Source organism: Nocardia sp. NPDC056100, assembly GCF_042266325.1.
Taxonomy (GTDB): Bacteria; Actinomycetota; Actinomycetes; order Mycobacteriales; family Mycobacteriaceae; genus Nocardia.
This window is the reverse complement of sequence record NZ_JBHJVY010000001.1, coordinates 763,900-786,107: the sequence shown is the minus strand read 5'-3', so window position 1 is coordinate 786,107 and position 22,208 is coordinate 763,900. Positions and strand designations below refer to the sequence as shown.

Sequence of the window (22,208 nt, the reverse complement as noted above, 5' to 3'; positions counted from 1 at the left end):
ATGTTCAGGCGTTACCGGGATCTACCGCGGCGCCATGCGGATCGCGCCGTCCAGCCGGATGACCTCACCGTTGAGCATCGGGTTCTCCACGATGTGGCGCACCAGCGCCGCGTACTCGGCCGGATCGCCGAGCCGCGCCGGATGCGGCACCTGTGCGCCGAGGGCCGCGATGGCCGAATCGGGCAGCGTGGCGAAAAGGGGCGTGTGGAACAGGCCCGGCGCGATGGTCATCACGCGAATCTTGATCGGGGCCAGGTCACGTGCCACCGGCAGGGTCAGGCCCACGATGCCGCCCTTGGAGGCGGAGTAGGCGGCCTGTCCGATCTGGCCGTCGAACGCCGCGACGGAAGCGGTATTGACAATCACTCCGCGTTCGCCGTCGGCCTCCTCGGTCGCCGAAATGCGCTCCGCCGCCAGGCGAATGACATTGAACGTGCCGATCAGGTTCACGTTGATGATCTTCTTGAACGCGTCGAGCGGGAACGCGCCCTGCTTGCCGACGGTCTTGATCGCATTGCCGATTCCGGCGCAGTTCACCGCGATTCGCAGCGTGCCGAGGCCCTGAGCTGCATCGAGGGCGGCGGTCACATCCTCTTCGCTGGTCACGTCACCGGGCGAGAACACCACGCGCTCACCGAGTTCCTCGGCCACAGCCTTGCCGTCGGACGAGGGAAGATCGAGGATAACGACCTTCGCGCCGGCCGAGTGCAGTTCGCGCACGGTGGCCAGGCCGAGTCCCGACGCGCCACCGGTAACGACCGCGGCGATGTCTGCTGTCTTCACAAAACCTCCAAATATCTGGTCTTGTGAATGTAGATTCTGCTGTGGCGGTGCGGAAGAGCGGGTCCCCGGCGTGGTGCGCACACCATGCTCGCGGGCCTGCTATCGCACGCGCGCGTGAAAACAGGAGTGCGCTTCCGGCGCGTCGACGCGCTGGAATCCTGCACATGCGAAATAATTTCCGACTGGGACCGTCCTGACTGCGACGCACCCGGCGGCGCGGTGACGGCGGGCCGCCGTACGACGATCGATCGTCCCGTCACGACCAACCGCCGAGAGGGTCCGACGATGCAGCAAGACTCGCCTGGCTCCACGGAGACCCGAGCAATGTTGAAGTCGTACAAAAAAGTCTCGCGCTGGTATCCGGCGCTGGAACCGGTGGCAGCCGACGGGAGTACGCCCGCACCCGCGGATGCCAACGGCGAGACGGTCTTCGGCGGCGAGGACGGCCCCGCGCGCTTCCCGCACTACATCCAGGATGACGAGCCCGAGCTGGAAATCCCGCCGGTGCCCGAATCGGTGCTCAAGCGCACACACTTCTCCGGCGCGTGGTCGGATTGGATGACCGATCGCGAGACCGTTTCGTACACACCGAAACTCCGTTATCGCGATTCCACGGTGGTCGAATTCCCGTGGGAGGGTGAGCAAGACGATGCGCGCCCGGATGCCGCCACGGCACTGCTGGACGCCGTCGACACCGAGGCGGAGGCGCCCGCGCGCCCGGCTCCGGTGTCCCCGGCGCAGTTTCGCCGCAGACGGCTGTACGCACTCGGATTCCTGATCGTTGCCATCCTGTTGCTAGCCGCTGCCGGTGGAGTTGCCCTATATGTGCTCAACTCACACGGCGGCACTTCGCAATCCATCGGCACACTCGGTATGGACTCGCAATCGGGTACGAGCGACCTCCCGGCGGCGTACAACAAAATGACGGCCACCGTGGCGATCGGCGACCATATCCCTACCGCGGGCACACCGGCTGGATAAGAGGGAGAGCTGACAGAGATGGATCAGGACTGGAGCCGCTGGCTCGACGAAGTGCCCGAAGAGGGCGAATCGTCGGACAGTGCCGCGCGTTCCAAGGCTCCGGTGGTGCGGCTGCGCAAGCGTCGCGGCGACTCCGGTGAGCCCGGCCCGGCGCAACGGCCGATTCTGGTGGTCGGCGGATGCGGTGGCGCGGGCGTGACAACGACCGCCCTCGGCATCGCCGGTGAGATCGGTGCCGCGGGTGCGCAAACTGTAGCCGTGGACGCCACTTTCGCGGGCAGCGATCTCGCATTACGTGGCGCCGATGAGCATTTGAGCCCGATCAGCCTGCAATCGTGGCTCTACGGGCGCGGTGACGATGAGGCCGCACCGCTCAAGGAATGCCTGTCCCGCGCCACCTCCGGCATCGGCCTGCTGTGGCGCGATCCGGCCCCGCTGCGCCGCCGCGCGACGTACCTGACGGTCGCGCGCGCCATCAACGACTCCGGGTACACGCCCGTCTACGACGGCGGCAGCCCGATCGCGAGCCGGCATCTGCGGCCGCTGCTCGAGGACGGCGATATCGCTCTGGTGCTTGCGATCCCGGCGCGCGTGGACGCCGCCAACCGGTTGCGGGTCACCCTGGAGTGGCTCGACGATCAGTTCGGCGGACCCGGCGAGGGTCAGGGCGGCGGAATTGTCGGCGATACCACAATCGTCGTCTCACATCAGTTGCCGGGCAGCGACTCTCGGATCGCTGATCATTTGCGGGAACACCTCGACGGTTGGGTGGGCGATATTCTCGAGCTGCCGTACGACCCTCACCTGGCCCGCGGAGAGCTGGTGCGGCACAGCGACCTCGCGGCCGAGACACGCCGTGCGTATCGCCGCCTGCTTGCTGGAGTGGCATCATGACCGCAGCCATGAAGGAACGCCGATCTTCCTCCGAGACCGCTATGGCGGCAGGCGTGGTGCCGCCCCCGGAGGCCCGCCGCGCACCGATTTGGGACCGACCCGTACCCGGCGGCGGCCGCGCACCCCTGGTGTGGCTGCTCGGCGTACACGGCGGCGCGGGCGCGAGCACCCTCGCGCATGTGCTTGCCCCGGCGGCGGATTCGTACCGCCGCTGGCCCGGCGTCTTCGATCGCGAATCCCCGTTCGTGGTGCTGGTCGCCCGCGAAACCATCTCCGGCCTGACCCGCGCCCATGACCTGCTGCGCCAGCATCACGCGGGCCTGGCGGGCGACTGCGAGGTGCTGGGCCTGGTGACCGTGGCCGCCCGCCCGGGCCGCATCCCCGCCGAAATCCGCCGCTATCGTGATGTGGTCGGCTCGCTCGCCGGTCAGGTCTGGCAGATGCCCTGGCATGAGGAGTGGACGCTGGTCGAACCCGATCAGCTCCCGATCTGGTCGCCCGGCGATCAGCCGCCGGTGCAGCGCAAGCGCAAACCCGATGCGCTGCAAGAGGTTACAACCGATGTCCGGGAACTGGGCCTGAGCATCGTCTCCGCCGCGCAGGAGGCGCTGGACGCCCCCCGCCCGGCGCCCCCGGAAGCCGGGGAGTGATCATGTACAGCGATGTAATGCGCTGCGCGCGAGCCCATTCCGCGCGAGAGTTGTCCTGTGACGCCGTGATCGACGGCGCCCCAGGCTGTTTGGAGATCCGAAACCATGATGCTCGCCACCCTGCACGCCGCCACCGAGGTGCTGGCTCAAGTCGGCAACCCCACACCCGAGGCGCCGCCGGAGTCGGACAAGTGGATGAAGTTGGTGCGCTACGCCGTATGGCTGCTCGTGGTTCTGGGTGTTCTGGCGGTGCTGGCATGCATCGTCGCCGCAGTGGTTCTACTGATCCGGCACCTGTCGCGGCCACGGCCGCCACAGGGTCCATACGGGCCGCCCCAGGGTCCGTACGGACCTCGTTGAGCGACATTGTGATTGACGATTTGCTAGTGAATAAGGACAGACAATGAGCATGATCCTCGCCGTGCACGACGCGTATGGGCAGTTCCTCGCCCAGGTCGGTAATCCGACCCCCGAGGCGCCGCCCGCATCCGACAAATTGCTGAAGCTGGTTCGGTACTTCACCTGGTTCGTGCTGTTGTCCGGAATCATGGGAATCACCTACGCGGGCGGCAAGTTCGCCTGGGAGAAGTGGACGGGAGGCGGTTTGGAGTCGCCGAAGATGGTGGCAGGGGCCATGATTGGTGGAATCATCGCCACCAGCGCCGGAACCATCATGAACGCTGTGATCACCTAATGTCCGCCACAGTGGCCGTACTGGCCTACAAACAGATGCCGGCCGATGTACTGCGGCCGATGATGCAGCTGATCGACTGGCTGCTGTGGTGCGTACTGCTGTTCTGCCTGGCCTGGATGATCCTCTCGGCGGGGCGGCTGTGGTACGCGTTCCGCGACGATCTGGCCGCCAATGACGCGACGCACGGGGTGGTGGTGAGCCTGCTCGGCGCGATCATGGCGAGTTCGGCCAGCGGCATCGCACTCGCGCTGCTCCCGACGTAAGAGTTCAGGCATCGCAATTGTCCAGTGACGAAAAGACTTTGGAGGCGCCGTCATGAGCGAGAAGGAGTCGCCCGAGCGCGACCGCGTCTCGTTCGGCGTCATCGCCTCGGCCGCCGTGGTGGCGTTGATCATCATCGCGGGCATCGTGGTGTACATCAACCACGGCGACAGCACCCCCTCGGCGGCGAAACCCGATGGGACGGCCCCCACCACCTCCGAACCGGGCGCGACCGGTTTCGCCTCGCCCGAGGTGGATCTGTTCGGCCGCCGCGTAGACATACCCAATAACGCTGCCGGGCAACCGCTTCCGCAGCAGCCGAGTAAGCGCAAGGCCACCGATCAGGATTGGCTGACCGCCGCCCCCGAGGGCACCGTCGAGCCGCACGGCTGGCAGCGGGTGTACGGCGCATCGGTACCCTTCTCCACCTCCGACGGCCCCACCCGGCTGGAAGACGGTCTGGCCGTTGGCTATTCGCACACGCCCCAGGGTGCGGCGCTGGCGGCGGCGCAGATCACCTATCGCCTCAACGCCCGCCCCGCCGACCGTGAACTCTATGTGCGGCAGGTGCGTGTTTCCGCCCAGCAGGTGTCCGCCTACGACCAGGCGCTCGCGGATCAGCGACTGCCGAAACAGCAGCCGGAGAAGGTGACCCGCTATCTGGTCGCCCCGGACGGCTTCCAGATCGAGAACTACGCCGACGATATGGCCATCGTGCGGCTGGCCGCACGCGGTCCGGTGCTCGACAGCAGACAGACCTGGGCCGCGGTGCGACTGATCATGGTGTGGGACGCCGGTGACTGGCGCCTCAAACCGTCGAGCTCCAAGGCCTCGCAGACCGAATACGTGGACTCCCTGGCCGGGTGGACACGGTGGTAGACGAACGAGTGGTGACCAGTGAAGTGGCCCAGCGACCCATTGAGGGGTGGAACCACATGGTGAGGCGTATCTTTACGATCCTCGCGGTCGTGTTCACCGTCATGATCGCTACGCCGACCGTGGCGTACGGACAGGACTACGGATTCGATCCGGCCTGCAACCAATTACACGACTCGCTCGACGGTCTCGGCATTCCGGGGCTGTCCCTGGGCGATGCCGCCTCGGCCGCGTGCAAGGCGGGCAATGTCGCGACCCATCCGACCGACGCGGCCGCCGCCGTACGCGATAAGGCGTGGGACTCCACCTTCGGCAAGGTGGTCGACTCGCTGATGAACGGCCTGGGCGAGGCGCTGATCCTGGCATTGACGTTCTGGATGAAACTGCCCAATGAACGGGTCAGCGATTCCGGATCGCTCTTCACCAAGATCAACGACTACACGTATCAGGTCCAGATACTGCTGTTAATGGTCTCCGTAATCCTTTCCGGCGCAAAGCTCGCCGAGGCCAGACGCGGAGCCGCGGTCAGTGAGGCCGCCGAATCGTTCCGAATGTACGCGCGCGTGGTCTTCAGCTCCTGGATGCTGGGCGCGGTGATCGTCGCCGCGACACAGGCTTCGGACAAGTTCTCCGAATGGGTGATCAACGACGCCACCAACGGCCAGGCCAAGGATCTGGCCGAGCTGATGGTGAAAACCTCGAAGCTGCAAGCGTTCTCGCCCGGCCTGGTGTTGATCATCGCCATCGTCGGCCTGCTCGGCGCGCTCGCGCAGATCGTGCTCGCCATCGTGCGCCAGGGTCTGCTGGTGGTGGCCGCGGGCGTATTGCCGCTGGCGGCAGCGGCTTCGGGCACCAATACCGGTAAACAGTCCTATCCCAAGCTGATCAGCTGGATCATCGCGTTCATGCTCTACAAGCCGGTGGCGGCGATCGTCTACATGATCGCCTTCGTCACCGCGGGCAATACCGATGATCTGACCTCGACGGCCGGTCTGCCCGACGCCGATCAGGCGCAGCGCATGCTGGTCGCCATCGTGCTGCTGTGCAGCGCGGCCTTCGTGCTCCCGGCGCTGATGCGCCTGGCCACCCCCGCCGTCTCCATCGTGGGCAGCGGTGGTTCGGGTCTGACCGCCACCACCGGCACCCTCGTCGGTGTCGCCGCGGTCGGCGCGGTCGGTACCCGCGCGGTGGCCGTGAAGGCAACGGCCGCACCGGGAGCCGCGGGATATGTCGGACCCGGCCGCGGCGGACGACCGCCGGGCGGTGGTCCGCGCGGTGGCGGCGGAGGCGGCGGTCCGCGACCGCCCGCACCGCGTCCGGCTCCGAGTGGCGGCGGCGCGGCGGCCGCGAATCCTTCCGGTCCGGGGACCTCGGGCGCAGTACCGTCAGGCGCGGCGCGGTCCGCGGCGAACCGGGTCGCCCAGGTCCGGGCGGCCACCGCCAGCCTGAACAAGGCCGATGCCGCCGCCGGCGATCTCGCCGGTGACCGCTGGGCCAACCGCGCACCCGACCTCGGCAGGAGCACCATTCCGCGATGACGATGACCGATACCTACGAGCGCCGGGCCTACGGTCTGTGGCAGAAGCCGCGCAGCGCAGGACTTTTCGGTCTGCGCTGGGGCGAGACCCTGGTCGGTTTCGCCGTCGTGATCAGCGGCCTGCTCACGGCGATGATCTTCGGGCCGATGCCCGCGCTCGTCGTCGCGGTATTCGGTCTGATCGTGATGGTTCCACTGGTGTGGCGGACGGGGGGCCGCTCGGGCTACGAGAACGGATTGATGATGTTCCATTGGTTGCGCGGCCGCAGCAAGGGCGAGCACGTCTACCGCGGCGGCCGGTTCTCCCGGATTCCGGGCGGTGTGACCCGGCTGCCCGGGCTGATGGCGCCGTCGCGGCTCTACGAGGGCATCGACGCGGGCGGTTACAGCTTCGGCATGATCCACCTACCCCAATTCGGCCAGTACACGGTCGTTTTGCGGGCCTGGCCGCAGGGGCACGAGGCCGTCGATCAGCCGGTCATCGACCGCTGGGTGTCGGCCTGGGGCACCTTCCTGGCCTCGCTCGGCCAGACGTCGGACATCGTGGCGGTGGTACCGGTCATCGACACCGTGCCCGAGACCGGAAACCGTTTGCTCACCGAGGTTTCCGCGATCACCCGCCCCGAAGCGCCGGATCTGGCGCAGCAGGTCATGTACGAGCTGGCCACCGAACTGCCGCAGGAGCGAGTGCAACTGCTGCCGCGCGTGGCCATCACGTTCAAGGCGACAACCGCTGAGCGGCGCAAGAATCCGGCGGAGGAGGCGGTCGAGATCGGCCGTCGCCTGCCCGGTATCTGCGCGGCGCTGGCGGAGGCGGGCGTGCGCGCCCAGCCCATGTCGGCCGACGATGTCATCTCCTTCATCCGCCGCAGCTACGATCCGGCCTCGCAGGCCGATCTCGAGGTGGCGGCGGGCGAACCCGGTGGGCACGGGCTGGATTGGGCCGATGCCGGACCGGTCTCGCATGAGGAGCGCTGGGATCACTTCATCCACGACGGCGGCCGCTCGGTCACCTGGGAGATGGACACCGCACCCGAGGGCGCGGTGGACGAGCGCGTGCTGCAGCGCCTGCTCGCCCCGAATCCCGAAGTGCCGCGCAAGCGCGTGACCATCGTGTACCGCCCGCACTCCGCGGGCGACGCCGCCCAGATCGTGGACGACGATTTCAAGAACGCGCTGGTGGCGCAGCAGAGTGAGCGCGGTGTCGTCTCGGCGGCGGCGTCCATTCGCGTCGGCGCCACCCAGCAGGCGCGTGAGGAGCAGGCCAGGGGTCACGGTGTGACCCGCTTCGGGGCGCTGGTGACCATCACCGAACCCCTGCGCGGCGATCTGCCGCGCATCGAAGCCATTACCCGCGATCTGTCCACACAGTCGCGTTTGAAGATCCGGCGCTGCTATCGCTACCAGGCGGCGGCCTTCGCGGCCTCGCTCGGCTGCGGGGTGATCCTGCCGGAACACGCGACAATTCCGAAAGCGCTTGCGGGGTAACCCTTCATGCCACGTGACTTCGAACCTCCGGTCCGGGAACGCGATACCGCGCCGCCCGCCCGCCGTTCCACGCGCCGGGACACGCCCCCGGAACCGGACCTCATCCCGGAGGATCCGGCGCTGCCGGTGACCCGCGTGGCCCGCGATGAACACCGCCCGCGCCGCGGCACCCTGCCGGATCGCCGCATGCTGCGCCGCGATCCGCTTCCCGACGGTCCGGTGCAACTCGGCCCGGATCCGGAATCGGCGGAGCCGGAACAGCATTCGAATTCGGAGACGCCCGCGGGCCCGGATGCGCGGAACCGGGAGGAGCTCGCCGGCACGGCTGCGGAGTCGCGGCCGGAGCCCGAGGTGGTTGCGCCGGAACCGGAGCCCGATCCGTGGTCTCGGGCCGGGCTCGGCGGAGTCGCGGATAGTGCTGTGCCGGAACTGTTCTCGGAACCGGAGCCGGAACTCTCCGCCGAGGAGGCGCAGGATCGCGCACGATCCACCGATGCGCTGCGATCGAGTGCGAGCTGGTCACTCGGCCGCCGGAAGAAGTTGCCCAGTCTGGAGCCCGAACCGTATTCGGGGCCGGAAACGGTGTCTCGCACCGAGATCGGCAGGTCCGAGGGCGCGAACGCGTCCGCGGCGGACACGGCGGGCGGACCGGAATCCGCCGATGGCTCGAAACAGTCGGAGCGCGAACGCGCGCCCCGCGCGGCGGAGGGGATGCGCCCGCGCGGTTCGGATCGAGTCGAGGGGGAGCGCATGGACGAGGACCACACGCGAGGGTTAGCGGGTAGTGAGACCGCGGCCACGCTGGAAGCGGAAACCGCCGGGCGCGAACGGACTCCGGGACACGACTCCGGGGAAGCCGCGGTCAGTGCGCGGCGGTCGCGCGGGACCGAGGGTGCGACGGCCGAGGGTTCGGCGCACGGTACGGAATCGGATCCGGCGATCCGGCGACGGGAAACGCCGCCGGGCCGGGAGGTCGCGCGCCGCGCCGACGCGGGCGATCGGACGGCCGATCCGGCCGGACGGGAACACCGCCGCGCGGCGGGGCCCGAGCGGGAAGGACGACGCGGTGAGGGCCGGGACGCCCCGCGCGGTAGCGGAACCGAGAGTGTGCGCGGTCGCGGTCGCGAGTCGTCCCCGGGTGACGGCCGCGATATCGCGGGCGATGGGCACGAACGCGGGCATCGGGAGGGATACGACGCCACCCGCGGTGACGGTCGTGAACCCGGCCGCAGGCGCGCTGACGGTCGAGATGCGAGCCAGGGACGCGAAATCCCGCGTGGCGACGGTCGTGCGGCCGGGCGCAGCGAGATTCGCGGTGAGCGCGGTGAGGTTCGCGAGGGCCGCGGGGAGCGTGACGGGCGCGGTGAGGTTCGCGAAGGCCGCGGGGAGCGTGACGGGCGCGGCGAGGTTCGTGACGGGCGCGGTGAGCGCGACGGGCGGGCCGAGGCGCGCGAGGGTGCGCGAGATCCGCAGCGCGCCGCGGGAAGTGACGCGCGCACCGGTGCGGGCCGTAAGCGGCCCACCGATCCGGATCGGGTGCATTTGGGCGGGCGGACCGGTTCGCCCGGGCGTACCCGGCGGCCGCGGCCGGACGGTGAGCCGGGGGAGCGCACGGGGCGGGATCGGCGCGGCCGGACCGAACGCGGTGCGGCCGAAGCGCAGGGCCGCGGGTCCGCGGGTAAGGGCAAGGGCGAGACCAGGAGTGAGCGCGCCGAGCGGACCAAGGCCGCGAAATCGGCTGCCGCCAAACGCCGTGCCGCCGCGAAGAAGAAGCAGAAGCAGGCCGGTCCGAAGCTGCTCGATGATTCGACGCGCGCCAAGCTCGAGGTCATCACCCGCGAGCAGAACGGGCTCGGTGCGCTGTGGGCGACCTTCCGCCTGCACACCGATGATCTGCGGCGGCGCAATTTCGCGGCGCGCGCGGAGCGCATGGAGTACGGCAGCTTCGACGAATTCGACCGCACCACACAGCAATTGACCGATCGCGGCTATATCGGCGCGGGCGGCGGGCGAATGAACGTGGTGGGCAGGCCGGTGGAGTACCGGGCCACCACCGCGCAGGTCGCGGGCCTGTGGCCGTGGTCGGTGGGCGCGGGCGCGCCGCTGATCGGTACGCCGCTGGGTTCGCATCTGCATACCGGCGCACCGGTGTGCTTCGACCCGATGAACTGGTTCATGCGCGGCAGCTTCATCACCGCGCCGAGCCTTTTCGTGCTGGGGCTCAACGGTTTCGGCAAATCCTCGCTGGTGCGCCGGATCGTGCTCGGCGGTGTGGCGCAGGGCATCACCCCGCTCATCCTGGCCGACGTCAAGCCCGACTACCGCAAGCTGGTGGAACTGGTCGGCGGTCAGGTCATCGATCTGGGTTACGGCCACGGCAAACTGAATCCGCTGGCCGCGGGCGTGCTGGGTTCCATCGTCCCGATGCTGACCGAGCTGCCCGCACTGCACACCCAGGTGATGCAGGAGTTGCGCGCCCGCCAGGTCACCCTGGTCGCGGGTCTGGTGGAGCTGGTTCGCGGTGCGCGCGTACGGGATTACGAGGAGACCCTGCTGGCCACCGCGCTGCGCATCCTCTACCGCCCGGGCAGCGCGTTCACCCCGGACAAGCCCCCGATCATCGAGGATCTGCTCACCGTGATCGTGGCGGGCGGTGATGAACTCCAGCTCGACGCGGGCGCGGACAATCCCGACGAATACCAGAACGCCATCAAGGGTCTGCGCCGCTCACTGCGCGCGCTCACCCAGGGTCCGTTCGGCGCGGTCTTCAACGGCCAGACCACAACTCCCATCGACACCACCGCCACCGCGGTCTGCATCGACGTCTCGCATATCCCGAGCGGTGACAAGAAGCTCAAGGCCGCGGTCATGCTGGCCTGCTGGGCTGACGGTTTCGCCTCGGTCGAGGCCGCGCACGTGCTGGCGGACGCCGATCTGGGTCCGCAGCGCTACTTCCAGGTGGTGATGGACGAGCTGTGGCAGGTGCTCGGCCTGGGCGACTTCATGGTCGACCGCGTGGACGAATTGACCCGTCTGCAGCGCGGTATCGCCACCTCGCTCATCATGATCAGCCACACCATCAAGGATCTGCAGGCCCTGGGTTCGGAAGCCGCCATCGCCAAGGCGCTCGGCTTCCTGGAACGCGCCCGCGCCAAGATCTTCGGCGCGCTACCGGCCGAGGAGATCGCCCGCCTGGACTCCACGGTCCCGTTCACCTCCGCCGAGGAGGATATGGTCACCAGCTGGTCCGCGCCGCAGGCGCTGACCGGTGAGGCGCTCAAACCGGGGCAGCAACGCCCGCCCGCGCCCGGCACCGGCAAATTCCTGCTCAAGATCGGTGAGGACCGGCGCCCCGGTATTCCGTTCCACATGGAGTTCACGTGGTCCGAGAAGGAAAGCGGAATCCACGACACCAACCAGCGGTTCAGTGAATTCACCGAATCCACCGCCCGCCGCGGCACCGACGACGGGAGTGTTACCGAATGATGCCGCACAGGTCCTACCGAAGAGTGTCGCCGGAAGTGCGCCAGGCCGCCGTCGAGCAGGTCATCGCACTCACCGGAAAACTGCGCTCGGAATCCGAGGCATGCCGGGTGGTCGCCGAACAGATTGGCGTGCACACCAATTCGGTGCGCAACTGGGTTCGCGCCGCCGAAACCCCCGGCCTGGAACAGATGGACGCCACCAACCTGCGCCGCAAAGTAGCTCTGCTGCAACAGCAGCTGGCCGCCGCCGCGGAAATGAACCGCACCCTGGTGGAAACCCTCTACGACGCCAAGCGGGGCATGTGACCGCGGGCCGGGTGACCCTATGACCGCACCGCCGGTACGCGGACACGCCGGGCCGGGAAACCCGCTGGTATGGCCCGGGTGTCGGTCACAGCGTCTAGCCTGGATATCAGGTCCGCAATCGCGCGAACAGCGCGCGACGGCCGGTGCGGCAACCGTACGAAGGACTGGGCAACGCACGAAACTGGTGGTGATGCTGGTGCTGAGCGTCGCAATGCTGGTGTCCGCGTGCAGTAGTGGCAGTGACGGTGATTCCACGCCGAGCAGGCTGAATCCGCCGACATCCACCACGCGCCTGCTGCAGAGTGCCCCGGCACCGGACCCGACCACCGCGGACGGAGTCGCGGTGGCGGCGCTGCGCGAGATATTCACCTGGTATCCGGTCACCGAAACCCAGAGCGCGTCGCTGGGCCGGGCGCGGAAATGGCTGGGTCCCACGCTCATCCGTACACTGGACACACCACCCACCAGCGCCGAAATGCCGAAGGCGACGCTGCAGTGGGCCGACTGGGCCAAGGCCGGAGCGCATATAGAGGCGTTCGCCTTCGCTTCGGGTGAGACCGCACCACCCGGGGCGGATCCCAATCGGGCGCAGTACAAGATCGGTATCGAACAGACGGTCGTCTATCCGGACGGGCGGCGCAGCCCGCTCCCGGCCAGTACGGTCGTCGCTACCGTCGTACGAACCAACGGCACCTGGCAACTCGACGGATTCCGTTGAGCGGCAACGACATACAGGTCATCTGAGGAGGCTGGAGATGGCGAAAGCACCGGTGAAGGATCCGGCCGAAGCGGGCCCGGACCATCAACTGAACATGATCTACGCGGGCTTCGCGGTCTTCGGAACCCTGTGGCTGGCAATCCAATTGGGCAATCTGCTGTCCACACCGAAGCAGGATGTGCCGATCAACCCGATCGCCATCGGCGTCGCCCTGGCCAAGGGCAAGCTGGAATGGCGCTGGAGCTCGACCATCATCGTGCTGCTGGTGATCGCCGCCGCGCTCGGATACCAGCTGTACAAGCGCAGGGCCAAGGCGCGCAAGGCCATCGGGCGACTCCCGGTCGACGACAAGGCCGACGTCATGGGCAATGGCGGCGCGATCAAGGCGCTCACCGATGCCGGTGTGCGTGAGAAGGCCGAACAGCTCGGTATGCGCCTGGGCCGCGAGGATATGCCCGGCGTGCCGATCGGCATGTCCGTCGCGGACGGCTGCATGCTCTACGGCTCGTACGAGGATCTGCACATCGACATCTGGGGTCCGCGCCAGGGCAAGACCACCTCGCGGGTCATCCCGGCGATTCTCGCCGCCATCGGCCCGGTGCTGGTCACCTCCAATAAGCGCGATGTCGTCGATGCCACCCGAGATGTGCGCGACAGCAAGGGCAGTCCGATTTTCATCTTCGATCCGCAGGACATCGCGGTCGATCCGATGAACTCCGATGACCGCGCCCGCACCTGGTTCTGGGATCCGCTGGCCTGGGTCGACGCCCGCAGCGACGGATGCGAAATGCGCGCCGCCCGTTTGGCCGGACACTTCGCCGACGGCGATGACAGCTCCGGTTCGGTCGCCACCTCCACCGACAGCTTCTTCGATCAGGAAGCCGAGGATCTGCTCGCCGGTCTGTTCCTGGCCGCCGCGGTGGACGAGCGCCCCATCACCCAGGTATGGGAGTGGGTCACCAACCCGCAGGACACCGAACCGATCGAATTGCTGCGCCGCTCCGGCCGTTTCCACTTCATGGCCTCGGGTCTGGCACAGCAGTACAACGTCGACGAGCGCACGCGCAGTGGCGTTTTCGGCACCGCCAAGAAGATGGTGCGCTGCCTCAAGCTGTCGAATGTGCACCGCTGGATCACCAAGGAATTCGGCGGTCAGCAGTTCGACGAACTCGCCTTCATCCGCGATAACGGCACCCTGTACTGCCTTTCGCTCGAAGGCCGCGGTTCGGCCGCACCACTGGTCAGCGCGCTCACCGAGGCGGTCATCGACGTCGCCACCCGCGAGGCGTCCCGCTCACACGGCGGCCGCCTGGAGATCCCGCTGCTCGCGGTGCTCGACGAGGCCGCGAACGTGGTGCGCTGGAAGGATCTGCCCAAGCAGTACAGCCACTTCGGCTCGCGCGGCATCGTGGTCATGACGGTGTTGCAGTCGTGGGCGCAGGGCGCCCGCTGCTGGGGTGCGGACGGTATGGAAGCGCTCTGGGCCGCGGCCAATATCAAGGTGCTCGGCAGCGGTGTCGACGATACGAAATTCCTCACCGAACGCTCCGAGGCCATCGGCGATTACGACAGCATCTCCCAGTCCGTCTCGGAATCCTCTGGCGGCAAGAGCTATTCGCGTTCGCTGGGCTCCTCGCGCACCTTCAGCGTGAACGGCCTGGCCACCCTGCCGCGCGGGCGCGCCATCGTATTCTCCTCCGGCACACCGGCGGTGCTGGTGCGCACCGTGCCGTGGTGGGAGGGTGAATACAACGAAGAGGTGAAGAAGTCGATCACGCATCACGATCCCTCACCTCGCCGCAAGACCGAAATCGTTGATCTGATCGGCGCGCCGTCGCTGATCAAGGCAGAGCCGGCGAGCGACGCCGGGCAGATTGAGGAGGTCCGGCCGCTGTGAACGAACAGCAGGAAACACCGATGGTCTACGCCAGCGTGGTGGAGTTCGTGGAGAACTACCTGAGCCTGGTGTACCGGCGGCAGGTGACCGATATCAGCGATACCGTCTGGTGCCCGGAATGGTGGAAGCACGCCGAGGCGGTGGCGCGCCTGGATGCCATGTGGCGCGCATGGGAGCATTTCCGCAAGGACGGCAAAACCGGTCTGTCGGTGTGGTTCTTGGATCACGCCGATCCGCATATGGCGAAACTGTTCGACCCCAAGGGGCCGTTCAAGTACTGCAGCGTGCGCAACGGCCATAAGGACATGCTCACGCCGCTGCCGTTGAAGTCGCCGGTGGGCGGACTGTTCAGCGATCCCACCATGGGTGATTTCCGGATGTAGCACGCGGATCACCCCGGGCGGACAACGGGCCGAATCGGGGTCGCGCTGTCGGAAGCTATGTGGCGGATCGTGTTTCGACGCGATCCGCCGCTTCGCTTTATCGAGCCGAGTGGATCAGGAACGAACGCGTTCGCGCCCGCGGGCTTCCTGTTCCCGGGCCCGGCGCTGTGCCACCGCGGCCTCCTGCTCCTTGGCGCGCACGGCCTCGGCCGCGGACTGCGCCTGCCCGACCTCCATCAACATGCGCACCGCCGCCAATTCGGGAGCGATACCCATGCGCGAAAGATGTTGGGCCAGAGCGGTTCGGCGCTCGACGGAGTCATAGCGCACCAGGGACTTGTTCATCGCGGCCTGGGTCGCGGCCATACGGGTGGCCTCGGCCTGCGCGGCGAACCGGTCCTTCTCGAGGGATACACCCTTGTCGAGCGGCGGCTTCTCGATCATCCGCGCGAGAGCCACATTGCGCGGATCCTTGGCCTTGGCATCCGCTGCTTCCCGGAGCTGACGCTCACGGGCTTCCTTCTGCCGGGCTTCGGTGACTTTGACGCGGGCTTCCGCCTCTTTCTGGCCACGTTCCCGGGTTCGCAGCGCGACAAGTGTCGCGAGCTGCAACATTTGCCTCATCATCGCCGCGGTTTCGCGGCCGATGTCGTCGAGTTCCTCGGCCATCGCATGCTCCCCGATGCTGCAGTGATCACTATGGATGATTGTGGTGCTTCGTCACGGACATCGCCACACGAACGGTAATTCGGGTAGTCATGTCCCGCCTGCAAACGTGGACACCGAGAGCACTTGGAGGCGTTGGGGTTACTGCCCGTTGGGGGTTGCCCGGTGGGCTGTACTACGCCGCTTCGTACTCCGTTCTACGAGATTACCAGCGAAAACTCGGATACCGCCGCACGCGCGCGTCGCGATACAGCATATATCGCACAATTCCGGCAGTGTGCGGAAAACTCAGGATTTTCTTTGGTTAGGAAAGCCTTACACAGAAGGTTCGGTGGCCGCTTCCAGCACGTTTCGCCGGAAACCAAACGGTCCCGGTGTCGAGTGACACCGGGACCGAAAGACCATGCCGGTCAGTCGTTTTGGGGCGATCAGTCGATTTTGACCGACTTGATGGATACGTTGTCGACCGGCGCGCCGTCCTGTCCGCCGCCCTGCACGCCCGCGGCCGCGATCTTGTCGAGCGTGGCCAGACCGGCCTCGTCGACCGTGCCGAAGATGGTGTACTGCGGCGGCAACTTGGAATCGCCGTAGACCAGGAAGAACTGGCTGCCATTGGTTCCCGGCCCGCTATTGGCCATGGCCAGCGTGCCGCGCTTGTAATCGATCGGGGTGTCCGCCGCCGGATCCATCGGGCTGATCCCGGCGGTCGGGTACTCATTGTCGAACTCGTAACCGGGGCCGCCCGAACCGGAGGCGCTGGGATCGCCGCACTGCAGCACCTTGAGGCCCTCGGTGGTGGTCATCCGGTGGCATTTGGTGTCGTCGAAGAACTTCTGGTTCGCCAGATTCTCGAAACTCTTTACCGTGCAAGGGGATTGCTCGGCGTTCAGCTGAACCGGGATCGGTCCCTCGGTGGTGTCCAGGGTTGCCTTGGCGTTCTTCACATCCGAGAGCTTGCCCACCTTGCCGGGCTTGTCCACCGGGCGCGCGGCCGGCGACTGCGCGGCGCGGAAATCACACGCGCTCGCGGTCGTATCGGCGTCATCGCCCTTGGTCCAGTAGTAGATGCCGACACCCGCCGCGACCGCGACCACGACGCCCACCGCGGAGGCGAGGATGGTCATCTGCTTGCGCTTGCGCGCCCGCTGGGCCCGGCTGGCGACCTGACGCTCCAGCTTCCGTTTCGCCGCAGCGCGTCGCTGTTCATTGCTCGGCACTAGCTAGTCCCTCCGTATCGGTTGCTTCCGGGCTAAGAGTGTGCCATCAGTTCCTGAGACAATCCCTTATAACCGCTGCACGATAACCGGTTGGACTTGCGGAAGCACCATGGGGAAAACTGGACGCCGTGACCAAGACCAGCAGCTTCCGTGCCCCGAAGGGTGTGCCCGACTATCTCCCGCCCGTATCGACGGAGTTCATCGCCGTGCGCGACGCGCTCATGAACACCGCTCGACTGGCCGGATACGGGCATGTGGAGCTGCCGATCTTCGAGGAGACCGCGCTCTTCGCGCGGGGTGTCGGCGAGTCGACCGATGTGGTCTCCAAGGAGATGTGGACCTTCGCCGATCGCAACGGTGAGAGCTTCACGCTGCGGCCCGAAGGCACCGCCGGTGTCATGCGCGCGGTCATCCAGCACGGGCTCGATCGCGGGCAGCTGCCGGTGAAACTCGCCTACGCCGGGCCGTTCTTCCGCTACGAACGACCGCAGAAGGGTCGGTACCGGCAGTTGCAGCAGGTCGGCGTGGAGGCCATCGGCGTGGACGATCCGGCGTTGGACGCCGAGGTCATCGCCATTGCCGATCGGGGTTTCCGCTCCCTGGGCCTGGACGGCTTCCGCCTGGAACTGACCTCGCTCGGTGACGACTCCTGCCGCCCGCAGTACCGGGAGTTGTTGCAGGAGTTCCTGTTCAAGCTCCCGCTCGATGAGGAGACGCGCCGCCGCGCCGAGATCAACCCGCTGCGGGTGCTCGACGACAAGCGTCCCGAGGTCAAGGAGATGACCGCGGGCGCGCCGCTCATGATCGATCACCTGTCCGAATCCGCCAAGGCGCACTTCGATCTGGTGCTCGGCTACCTGGACGCGCTCGGCGTGCCGTACGTGGTCAATCCGCGCATGGTGCGCGGACTCGACTACTACACCAAGACCACCTTCGAATTCGTGCACGACGGTCTCGGCGCGCAATCCGGTATCGGCGGCGGCGGCCGCTATGACGGACTGATGGCCGAACTCGGCGGTCAGCCGCTGTCCGGTATCGGTTTCGGCATCGGGGTCGACCGCACCGTGCTGGCCCTGGAAGCCGAAGGCAAGTCCGCCACGGACGGTTCCCGGGTGGACGTGTTCGGTGTATCGCTCGGTGATATCGCCAAACAGCGCCTGGTCGTGCTCGCCGCACAGTTGCGCGCGGCGGGCATCCGCACCGACCTCGCCTACGGCGGGCGCGGTGTCAAGGGCGCCATGAAGGCGGCCGACAAGTCCGGCGCCCGTTACGCATTGGTGCTCGGCGACCGCGAGGTCACCGAGGGCGAGATCGGGCTCAAGGATCTGAGCAATGGCGAACAGCGCCAGATCCCGCTGGACGAGGCCGTCGCCCGGGTGACCGCAGCCCTTGCGGGCCAACAGGATTGATCGACCTTCCCGGACGGCCTGAGCGCCGTCCGGGAAGCACGGCCATATCCGGGCGGACAGACCGCTCCGACTGGTAGCGTCCCGTGCGGCGCGCGGCCAGTGCGCCACGCCCACCGGCGCGCCTCCCGGATGAATGCGCAACCGTGACTGAACAATCCGCACCGGGGCCCGTCGCCGAGATCGGGCTCGATCTGATCGCACCCGAGGTACTCGCGCCCGCACTGCGCCGATTGACGCTGGCGGCCATCGGGATCGGGGCGGGGGTGGGACTGCTGGCCGCGGTACTGGTGAGCTGGCAGGTGGGCCTCGCGGTGGGGCTGGTGCTCGGAGCACCGACCGCGCTCTACGCGATCGCCGTGCAGCGCAGGCGAATTCGGCTCTCCGGCACCGAAATCCGGGCCCGGACCTGGCGCGGGGAGAAACGGCTCGATCTGGCCGCCGCCACCGGGGTGGAAATCCTGGTGCATCCCGGCCGCCTGAGCCGAATCGTCCTGCGCGCCACCGCAGGACCCGATACCCGCATCGTCCCGCTCGGCATGTACACCGATACCGGTGAGGGTCGCGAACTGCACCCGCTGGGCTTGCGCAAACTGGCCGACGCGCTATCGGCCTGCCCGCTCGCCGCCGCCCTGGCGGTCTCCGATGTACTCATCCTGCAATCGCGGACCGAGGCGCGCGACGCCTACGCCGAGGAGCGGCCGCTGTACCGGGCGGTCCGGCTGGTGCGGGATCGGGACGCGGTGTCCACGATTGTGCTGACCGACGCCGATATCGCCCAATTGGCCCGCTGATCGCTGTGTCCGCGCCGCGCGGGTGGCCCGGTCGATCAAGGGCGCACACCCCGGCCACATCGGGGTTGCCACGCCATATCGGCGGGCGCGAAATACTCGCACGTCGCAGACTGCCGGAGGGTGCGGATTCGGGCGCGGAGCACCCGCCGCGACGCCCCGCGAGCGGTGTCCGGGGGTCCCGCGCGCGGTGTCTGATTGCTCACGAACGGCCTCACGAGCCGGGTGTTCGGACGGTGAGCACGGTTAGGGTTGGGGCGGAGAATCGACTACCGCTAGGAGTTCGTCGTGAGCACTGCCGCTCGGCCGGAGCCTGTGACCGTCACCGTTACCGGGGCCGCCGGACAGATCGCCTACGGGTTGCTGTTCCGGATCGCGTCCGGGGCACTGCTCGGGGCCGACACGCCGGTGCGCTTGCGACTGCTGGAGATTCCGGCGGCGGTGTCCTCGCTCGAGGGCGTGGCCATGGAGCTCGAGGACGGCGCGTTCCCGCTGCTGGCCGGGATCGATATCTCCGATGATCCGTGGGTCGGGTTCGACGGTGCGAATATCGCGCTGCTGGTGGGCGCGCGCCCGCGCACGGCGGGTATGGAGCGCGGGGATCTGCTCGCCGCCAACGGGCCCATCTTCACCGATCAGGGTGCGGCCATCAATGCCAATGCGGCGCAGGACATCAAGGTGCTGGTGGTCGGAAATCCGGCCAATACCAACGCTTTCATCGCCGCGAGCAACGCCCCCGACGTGCCCGCCGCGCGTTTCACCGCGCTGACCCGCCTGGACCACAATCGCGCGATCGCGCAGGTGGCGAAGAAGACCGGTGCGGCCGCGGCCGATATCGAGCGAATCGCCATCTGGGGCAATCACTCCGCGACCCAGTACCCGGATCTGAGCTATGCCACGGTCGGCGGTAAGCCCGCGCTCGAGTTGATCGGCGATCAGGCGTGGGTGGAGAACGACTTCATTCCGACCGTGCAGCAGCGCGGCACCGCGATCATCAAGGCGCGCGGCGCATCCTCGGCGGCGAGTGCGGCCAGCGCCGCCATCGACCACATCCACGATTGGGCGCTGGGCACCGCACCCGGTGAATGGGTCTCGATGGCGGTGCCGTCGGACGGTTCCTACGGTGTGCCCGAGGGTTTGATCAGCTCGTTCCCGGTCACCTGCGCCGATGGCGAATACCACATTGTGCAGGGCCTGGATATCGGCGAATTCTCCCGTGCCCGAATCGATCTCAGTGTCGCGGAGCTGGCGGCCGAGCGCGATGCGGTCATCGAGCTCGGCTTCGCCAAACGTTCCTGACCTAGCGCACCTTGGCGATGATGTTATCGCCGTACCACTTGATCTTGGTGATCTTCTCCTCCAGGGTCTCCGTATCGTGCTCCTTGGCGTAGGAGTTGCGGAAACCGACGATCAGATCGGTGATGCCCTTCTCCTCGACGCGCTTGACCCCGTCCGGGGTGTAGCCGTCGTAGGAGACGGCGTGGATCTCGAACTCGCCGGGATTGTCACGCTCACTGCGCAATTCGTTGATCCGGGCCAGATACTTGTCCAGCTCCTCGGCATTGCCGCCCGCGTGCATCCAGCCGTCGGTCAGGCGCACCGCGCGCTTGAGCGCGGCATCGCTGTGCCCGCCGACCAGGATCGGCAGCGGCTTGGTCGGCGCGGGGGTGAGCTTGATCTTCTGGATGTCGTAGAACTCACCGTGGTACTCGAAGTACTCGCCGGTGGACAGGCCCTTCACGATCTCGATGCATTCGTCCAGGCGCTTGCCGCGGCGCTCGAACGGTACGCCCATGATGTCGAAATCCTCCGGCCACGGGCTGATGCCGACGCCCAGGGCGAAACGGTTATTGCTCAGGCGCGCAAGCGAACTCGCCTGCTTGGCGACCAGCACCGGCGGGCGGATCGGCAGTTTGAGCACGAACGGGGTCAGCCGCAACGTGGTGGTGGCCGCCGCGATGGCCGCCGACAGCACGAAGGTCTCGATGAACGGCTTGTCCTCGAGGAATTCGCGGTTGCCGTCGGAGTTGTACGGATACTTCGAGTCCGATTCGGCCGGATAGGCAATGCTGTCCGCCACGGTGATGCTGTCGAACCCGGCCGCCTCGGCCGCCTGAGCGAGGGGGATGTAGTAATCCGGGTTGGTCATCGCCTCCGCATAGGTGAAGCGCATCGGGTTCGTCCTCTCGACGGTGAGCAAGTTCGAAAACTAGAACAGATTCTAGTTGTTGTCGTGATGCTAGCCCGATATCGGCCGCGGCGGCAGATGAACCGGCCGAAACCTGCCACCCGGCCGCGATATCGCTGAGGTGCAGCATTTGTTGTAGCGCAGCCGTCGCCGACCGGCCCGTGAGGGTCTCGGTAGCTGAGATGGCCCACCCGAGGGGGTTGCCTTTCGAATCTGCACCTTGTTCTAATCCAAGGCATGACCATCGCCATCACCGGATCCGGGTCGGGCATCGGAGCGGCCACCGCCGCCGCGCTCACCGCGGCGGGCCACGACATCATCGGCATCGACCTGCGCAATGCCGATGTGACCGCCGACCTCACCGATCCGGCAGCCCGCGCCGCCGCCGTCGAGGCGGTGCTGGAGCGTTCCGGCGGTGTGCTCGACGGCCTGATCCTGTGCGCCGGTGTCGGCCCGCACGTGCCGGACCCGAACTTCGTGGTCGAGATCAACTACCGCGCCACCATCGCCTTCCTGGACGCGCTGTTCCCCGCCCTCCAGAAGGGCGAATCGCCTGCGGCCGTGGTCGTTTCGTCGGTGGCCTCCACCCACATCAAGTGGGAGGACAATCCGATCAACAAGGGTACCGAAGCCGAATCCTTCGCCTCCGCAGGCGATTTCGCGGGCCAGTACGCCTACGCCTCCTCCAAGAACGCCGTTACCGTCGCGGTTCGCCAGCGCGCCGTCGAATGGGGTAACGCCCGCGTTCGCCTGAACACCGTCGCCCCCGGCAGCGTCGACACCCCGCTGCTGCAGGCCGGTATGGACGATCCGCGCTACGGCGACGCCATCCGCAACTTCGTCGCCCCCATCGGCCGCAATGGCACCCCGGCCGAAATCGCCTCCCTCATCAAGTTCTTGATCGGTCCCGACGCGGGCTTCATCCACGGCGCGCAGTTCGTCATCGACGGCGGTATCGACGCCCAGGTCCGCCCCTCGGCGGTCTGA

22 protein-coding genes are annotated in these 22,208 nt (G+C 67.4%); 18 read left to right on the top strand and 4 right to left on the bottom strand.

The window, feature by feature from the left end; all coding sequences use genetic code 11:
* Positions 1–21: 21 nt before the first annotated feature.
* A complete protein-coding gene (locus tag ACFC0O_RS03725; protein ID WP_364632831.1) occupies positions 22–783 on the bottom strand; it encodes a 3-hydroxyacyl-CoA dehydrogenase in 762 nt (253 codons plus the stop codon).
* A 324-nt stretch (positions 784–1,107) separates the two neighbouring features.
* Between ACFC0O_RS03725 and ACFC0O_RS03720 the strand changes: the two genes are divergently transcribed.
* The 14 genes from ACFC0O_RS03720 (at position 1,108) to ACFC0O_RS03655 (ending at position 14,953) form a co-directional block, all read left to right on the top strand.
* The gene (locus ACFC0O_RS03720; protein WP_375953537.1) at positions 1,108–1,764 is read left to right on the top strand and encodes a hypothetical protein; all 657 of its coding nucleotides are present in this window, start codon (positions 1,108–1,110) and stop codon (positions 1,762–1,764) included.
* 18 nt (positions 1,765–1,782) lie between these two features.
* Complete coding sequence (locus tag ACFC0O_RS03715) at positions 1,783–2,658, top strand: MinD/ParA family protein (RefSeq protein ID WP_375953535.1); 876 nt, start codon at positions 1,783–1,785, stop codon at positions 2,656–2,658.
* Positions 2,655–3,308, top strand: a complete 654-nt coding sequence (locus ACFC0O_RS03710; protein ID WP_375953533.1) for a hypothetical protein — start codon at positions 2,655–2,657, stop codon at positions 3,306–3,308. The genes ACFC0O_RS03715 and ACFC0O_RS03710 overlap by 4 nt, the downstream gene beginning before the upstream one ends.
* Positions 3,309–3,413: 105 nt before the next feature.
* Complete coding sequence (locus tag ACFC0O_RS03705) at positions 3,414–3,668, top strand: hypothetical protein (protein ID WP_375953531.1); 255 nt, start codon at positions 3,414–3,416, stop codon at positions 3,666–3,668.
* Between the two features lie 43 nt (positions 3,669–3,711).
* Entirely contained in the window at positions 3,712–4,002 is a 291-nt protein-coding gene (locus ACFC0O_RS03700; RefSeq protein ID WP_364632339.1) for a hypothetical protein, read from the top strand.
* Positions 4,002–4,265, top strand: coding sequence for a hypothetical protein (locus ACFC0O_RS03695; protein WP_375953529.1), 264 nt, complete (start codon positions 4,002–4,004; stop codon positions 4,263–4,265). The genes ACFC0O_RS03700 and ACFC0O_RS03695 overlap by 1 nt, the downstream gene beginning before the upstream one ends.
* A gap of 52 nt (positions 4,266–4,317) precedes the next feature.
* Positions 4,318–5,142 carry a hypothetical protein gene (locus tag ACFC0O_RS03690; protein ID WP_375953527.1) on the top strand — a complete coding sequence of 275 codons (825 nt, stop codon included), beginning with the start codon at positions 4,318–4,320 and terminating at the stop codon, positions 5,140–5,142.
* Positions 5,143–5,198: 56 nt separating this feature from the next.
* Positions 5,199–6,677, top strand: coding sequence for a hypothetical protein (locus ACFC0O_RS03685; RefSeq protein WP_375953525.1), 1,479 nt, complete (start codon positions 5,199–5,201; stop codon positions 6,675–6,677).
* Positions 6,674–8,164: an SCO6880 family protein gene (locus ACFC0O_RS03680; RefSeq protein WP_375953523.1), complete on the top strand. Its 1,491-nt coding sequence runs from the start codon at positions 6,674–6,676 to the stop codon at positions 8,162–8,164. Before ACFC0O_RS03685 ends, ACFC0O_RS03680 begins: the two co-directional genes overlap by 4 nt.
* Positions 8,165–8,170: 6 nt before the next feature.
* Positions 8,171–11,650, top strand: a complete 3,480-nt coding sequence (locus tag ACFC0O_RS03675) for a hypothetical protein (protein ID WP_375953522.1) — start codon at positions 8,171–8,173, stop codon at positions 11,648–11,650.
* A 23-nt stretch (positions 11,651–11,673) separates the two neighbouring features.
* Positions 11,674–11,955, top strand: a complete 282-nt coding sequence (locus ACFC0O_RS03670) for a transposase (RefSeq protein ID WP_364632351.1) — start codon at positions 11,674–11,676, stop codon at positions 11,953–11,955.
* A 190-nt stretch (positions 11,956–12,145) separates the two neighbouring features.
* A complete protein-coding gene (locus ACFC0O_RS03665; protein ID WP_375953520.1) occupies positions 12,146–12,673 on the top strand; it encodes a hypothetical protein in 528 nt (175 codons plus the stop codon).
* A 37-nt stretch (positions 12,674–12,710) separates the two neighbouring features.
* On the top strand, positions 12,711–14,570 hold the full coding sequence (locus ACFC0O_RS03660; RefSeq protein WP_375953518.1) for a type IV secretory system conjugative DNA transfer family protein: 1,860 nt from the start codon (positions 12,711–12,713) through the stop codon (positions 14,568–14,570).
* A complete protein-coding gene (locus tag ACFC0O_RS03655; protein WP_364632357.1) occupies positions 14,567–14,953 on the top strand; it encodes a DUF4913 domain-containing protein in 387 nt (128 codons plus the stop codon). Before ACFC0O_RS03660 ends, ACFC0O_RS03655 begins: the two co-directional genes overlap by 4 nt.
* 114 nt (positions 14,954–15,067) lie before the next feature.
* Here ACFC0O_RS03655 and ACFC0O_RS03650 read toward each other — a convergent pair whose 3' ends face one another.
* Positions 15,068–15,622 carry a hypothetical protein gene (locus ACFC0O_RS03650; RefSeq protein ID WP_364632359.1) on the bottom strand — a complete coding sequence of 185 codons (555 nt, stop codon included), beginning with the start codon at positions 15,620–15,622 and terminating at the stop codon, positions 15,068–15,070.
* A 425-nt stretch (positions 15,623–16,047) separates the two neighbouring features.
* Positions 16,048–16,836, bottom strand: coding sequence for a peptidylprolyl isomerase (locus tag ACFC0O_RS03645; RefSeq protein ID WP_375953516.1), 789 nt, complete (start codon positions 16,834–16,836; stop codon positions 16,048–16,050).
* Positions 16,837–16,964: 128 nt separating this feature from the next.
* On the opposite strand from ACFC0O_RS03645, the gene hisS reads away from it, so the two are divergent.
* The 3 genes from hisS to ACFC0O_RS03630 all read left to right on the top strand — a co-directional run bounded on the left by hisS (position 16,965) and on the right by ACFC0O_RS03630 (position 20,332).
* Positions 16,965–18,245 (top strand): histidine--tRNA ligase, encoded by a 1,281-nt coding sequence (gene hisS / locus ACFC0O_RS03640; protein WP_375953514.1) that lies wholly within the window; start codon positions 16,965–16,967, stop codon positions 18,243–18,245.
* A gap of 143 nt (positions 18,246–18,388) precedes the next feature.
* Entirely contained in the window at positions 18,389–19,036 is a 648-nt protein-coding gene (locus tag ACFC0O_RS03635; protein WP_375953512.1) for a hypothetical protein, read from the top strand.
* 285 nt (positions 19,037–19,321) lie between these two features.
* Entirely contained in the window at positions 19,322–20,332 is a 1,011-nt protein-coding gene (locus tag ACFC0O_RS03630; protein WP_375953511.1) for a malate dehydrogenase, read from the top strand.
* A gap of 1 nt (position 20,333) precedes the next feature.
* Here the strand turns inward: ACFC0O_RS03630 and ACFC0O_RS03625 are convergent, their stop codons facing one another.
* On the bottom strand, positions 20,334–21,206 hold the full coding sequence (locus ACFC0O_RS03625; RefSeq protein ID WP_364632369.1) for a TIGR03619 family F420-dependent LLM class oxidoreductase: 873 nt from the start codon (positions 21,204–21,206) through the stop codon (positions 20,334–20,336).
* A 252-nt stretch (positions 21,207–21,458) separates the two neighbouring features.
* Here ACFC0O_RS03625 and ACFC0O_RS03620 point away from each other — a divergent pair, with 252 nt between their 5' ends.
* Positions 21,459–22,208, top strand: coding sequence for an SDR family oxidoreductase (locus ACFC0O_RS03620; RefSeq protein WP_375953509.1), 750 nt, complete (start codon positions 21,459–21,461; stop codon positions 22,206–22,208).

Coding starts and splice junctions, on each gene's coding strand:
- ACFC0O_RS03720 (WP_375953537.1), top strand. CDS start 1,108: ATGTTGAAGTCGTACAAAAAAGTCTCGCGCTGGTATCCGGCGCTGGAA.
- ACFC0O_RS03715 (WP_375953535.1), top strand. CDS start 1,783: ATGGATCAGGACTGGAGCCGCTGGCTCGACGAAGTGCCCGAAGAGGGC.
- ACFC0O_RS03710 (WP_375953533.1), top strand. CDS start 2,655: ATGACCGCAGCCATGAAGGAACGCCGATCTTCCTCCGAGACCGCTATG.
- ACFC0O_RS03705 (WP_375953531.1), top strand. CDS start 3,414: ATGATGCTCGCCACCCTGCACGCCGCCACCGAGGTGCTGGCTCAAGTC.
- ACFC0O_RS03700 (WP_364632339.1), top strand. CDS start 3,712: ATGAGCATGATCCTCGCCGTGCACGACGCGTATGGGCAGTTCCTCGCC.
- ACFC0O_RS03695 (WP_375953529.1), top strand. CDS start 4,002: ATGTCCGCCACAGTGGCCGTACTGGCCTACAAACAGATGCCGGCCGAT.
- ACFC0O_RS03690 (WP_375953527.1), top strand. CDS start 4,318: ATGAGCGAGAAGGAGTCGCCCGAGCGCGACCGCGTCTCGTTCGGCGTC.
- ACFC0O_RS03685 (WP_375953525.1), top strand. CDS start 5,199: ATGGTGAGGCGTATCTTTACGATCCTCGCGGTCGTGTTCACCGTCATG.
- ACFC0O_RS03680 (WP_375953523.1), top strand. CDS start 6,674: ATGACGATGACCGATACCTACGAGCGCCGGGCCTACGGTCTGTGGCAG.
- ACFC0O_RS03675 (WP_375953522.1), top strand. CDS start 8,171: ATGCCACGTGACTTCGAACCTCCGGTCCGGGAACGCGATACCGCGCCG.
- ACFC0O_RS03665 (WP_375953520.1), top strand. CDS start 12,146: ATGCTGGTGCTGAGCGTCGCAATGCTGGTGTCCGCGTGCAGTAGTGGC.
- ACFC0O_RS03660 (WP_375953518.1), top strand. CDS start 12,711: ATGGCGAAAGCACCGGTGAAGGATCCGGCCGAAGCGGGCCCGGACCAT.
- ACFC0O_RS03650 (WP_364632359.1), bottom strand. CDS start 15,622: ATGGCCGAGGAACTCGACGACATCGGCCGCGAAACCGCGGCGATGATG.
- ACFC0O_RS03625 (WP_364632369.1), bottom strand. CDS start 21,206: ATGCGCTTCACCTATGCGGAGGCGATGACCAACCCGGATTACTACATC.
- ACFC0O_RS03620 (WP_375953509.1), top strand. CDS start 21,459: ATGACCATCGCCATCACCGGATCCGGGTCGGGCATCGGAGCGGCCACC.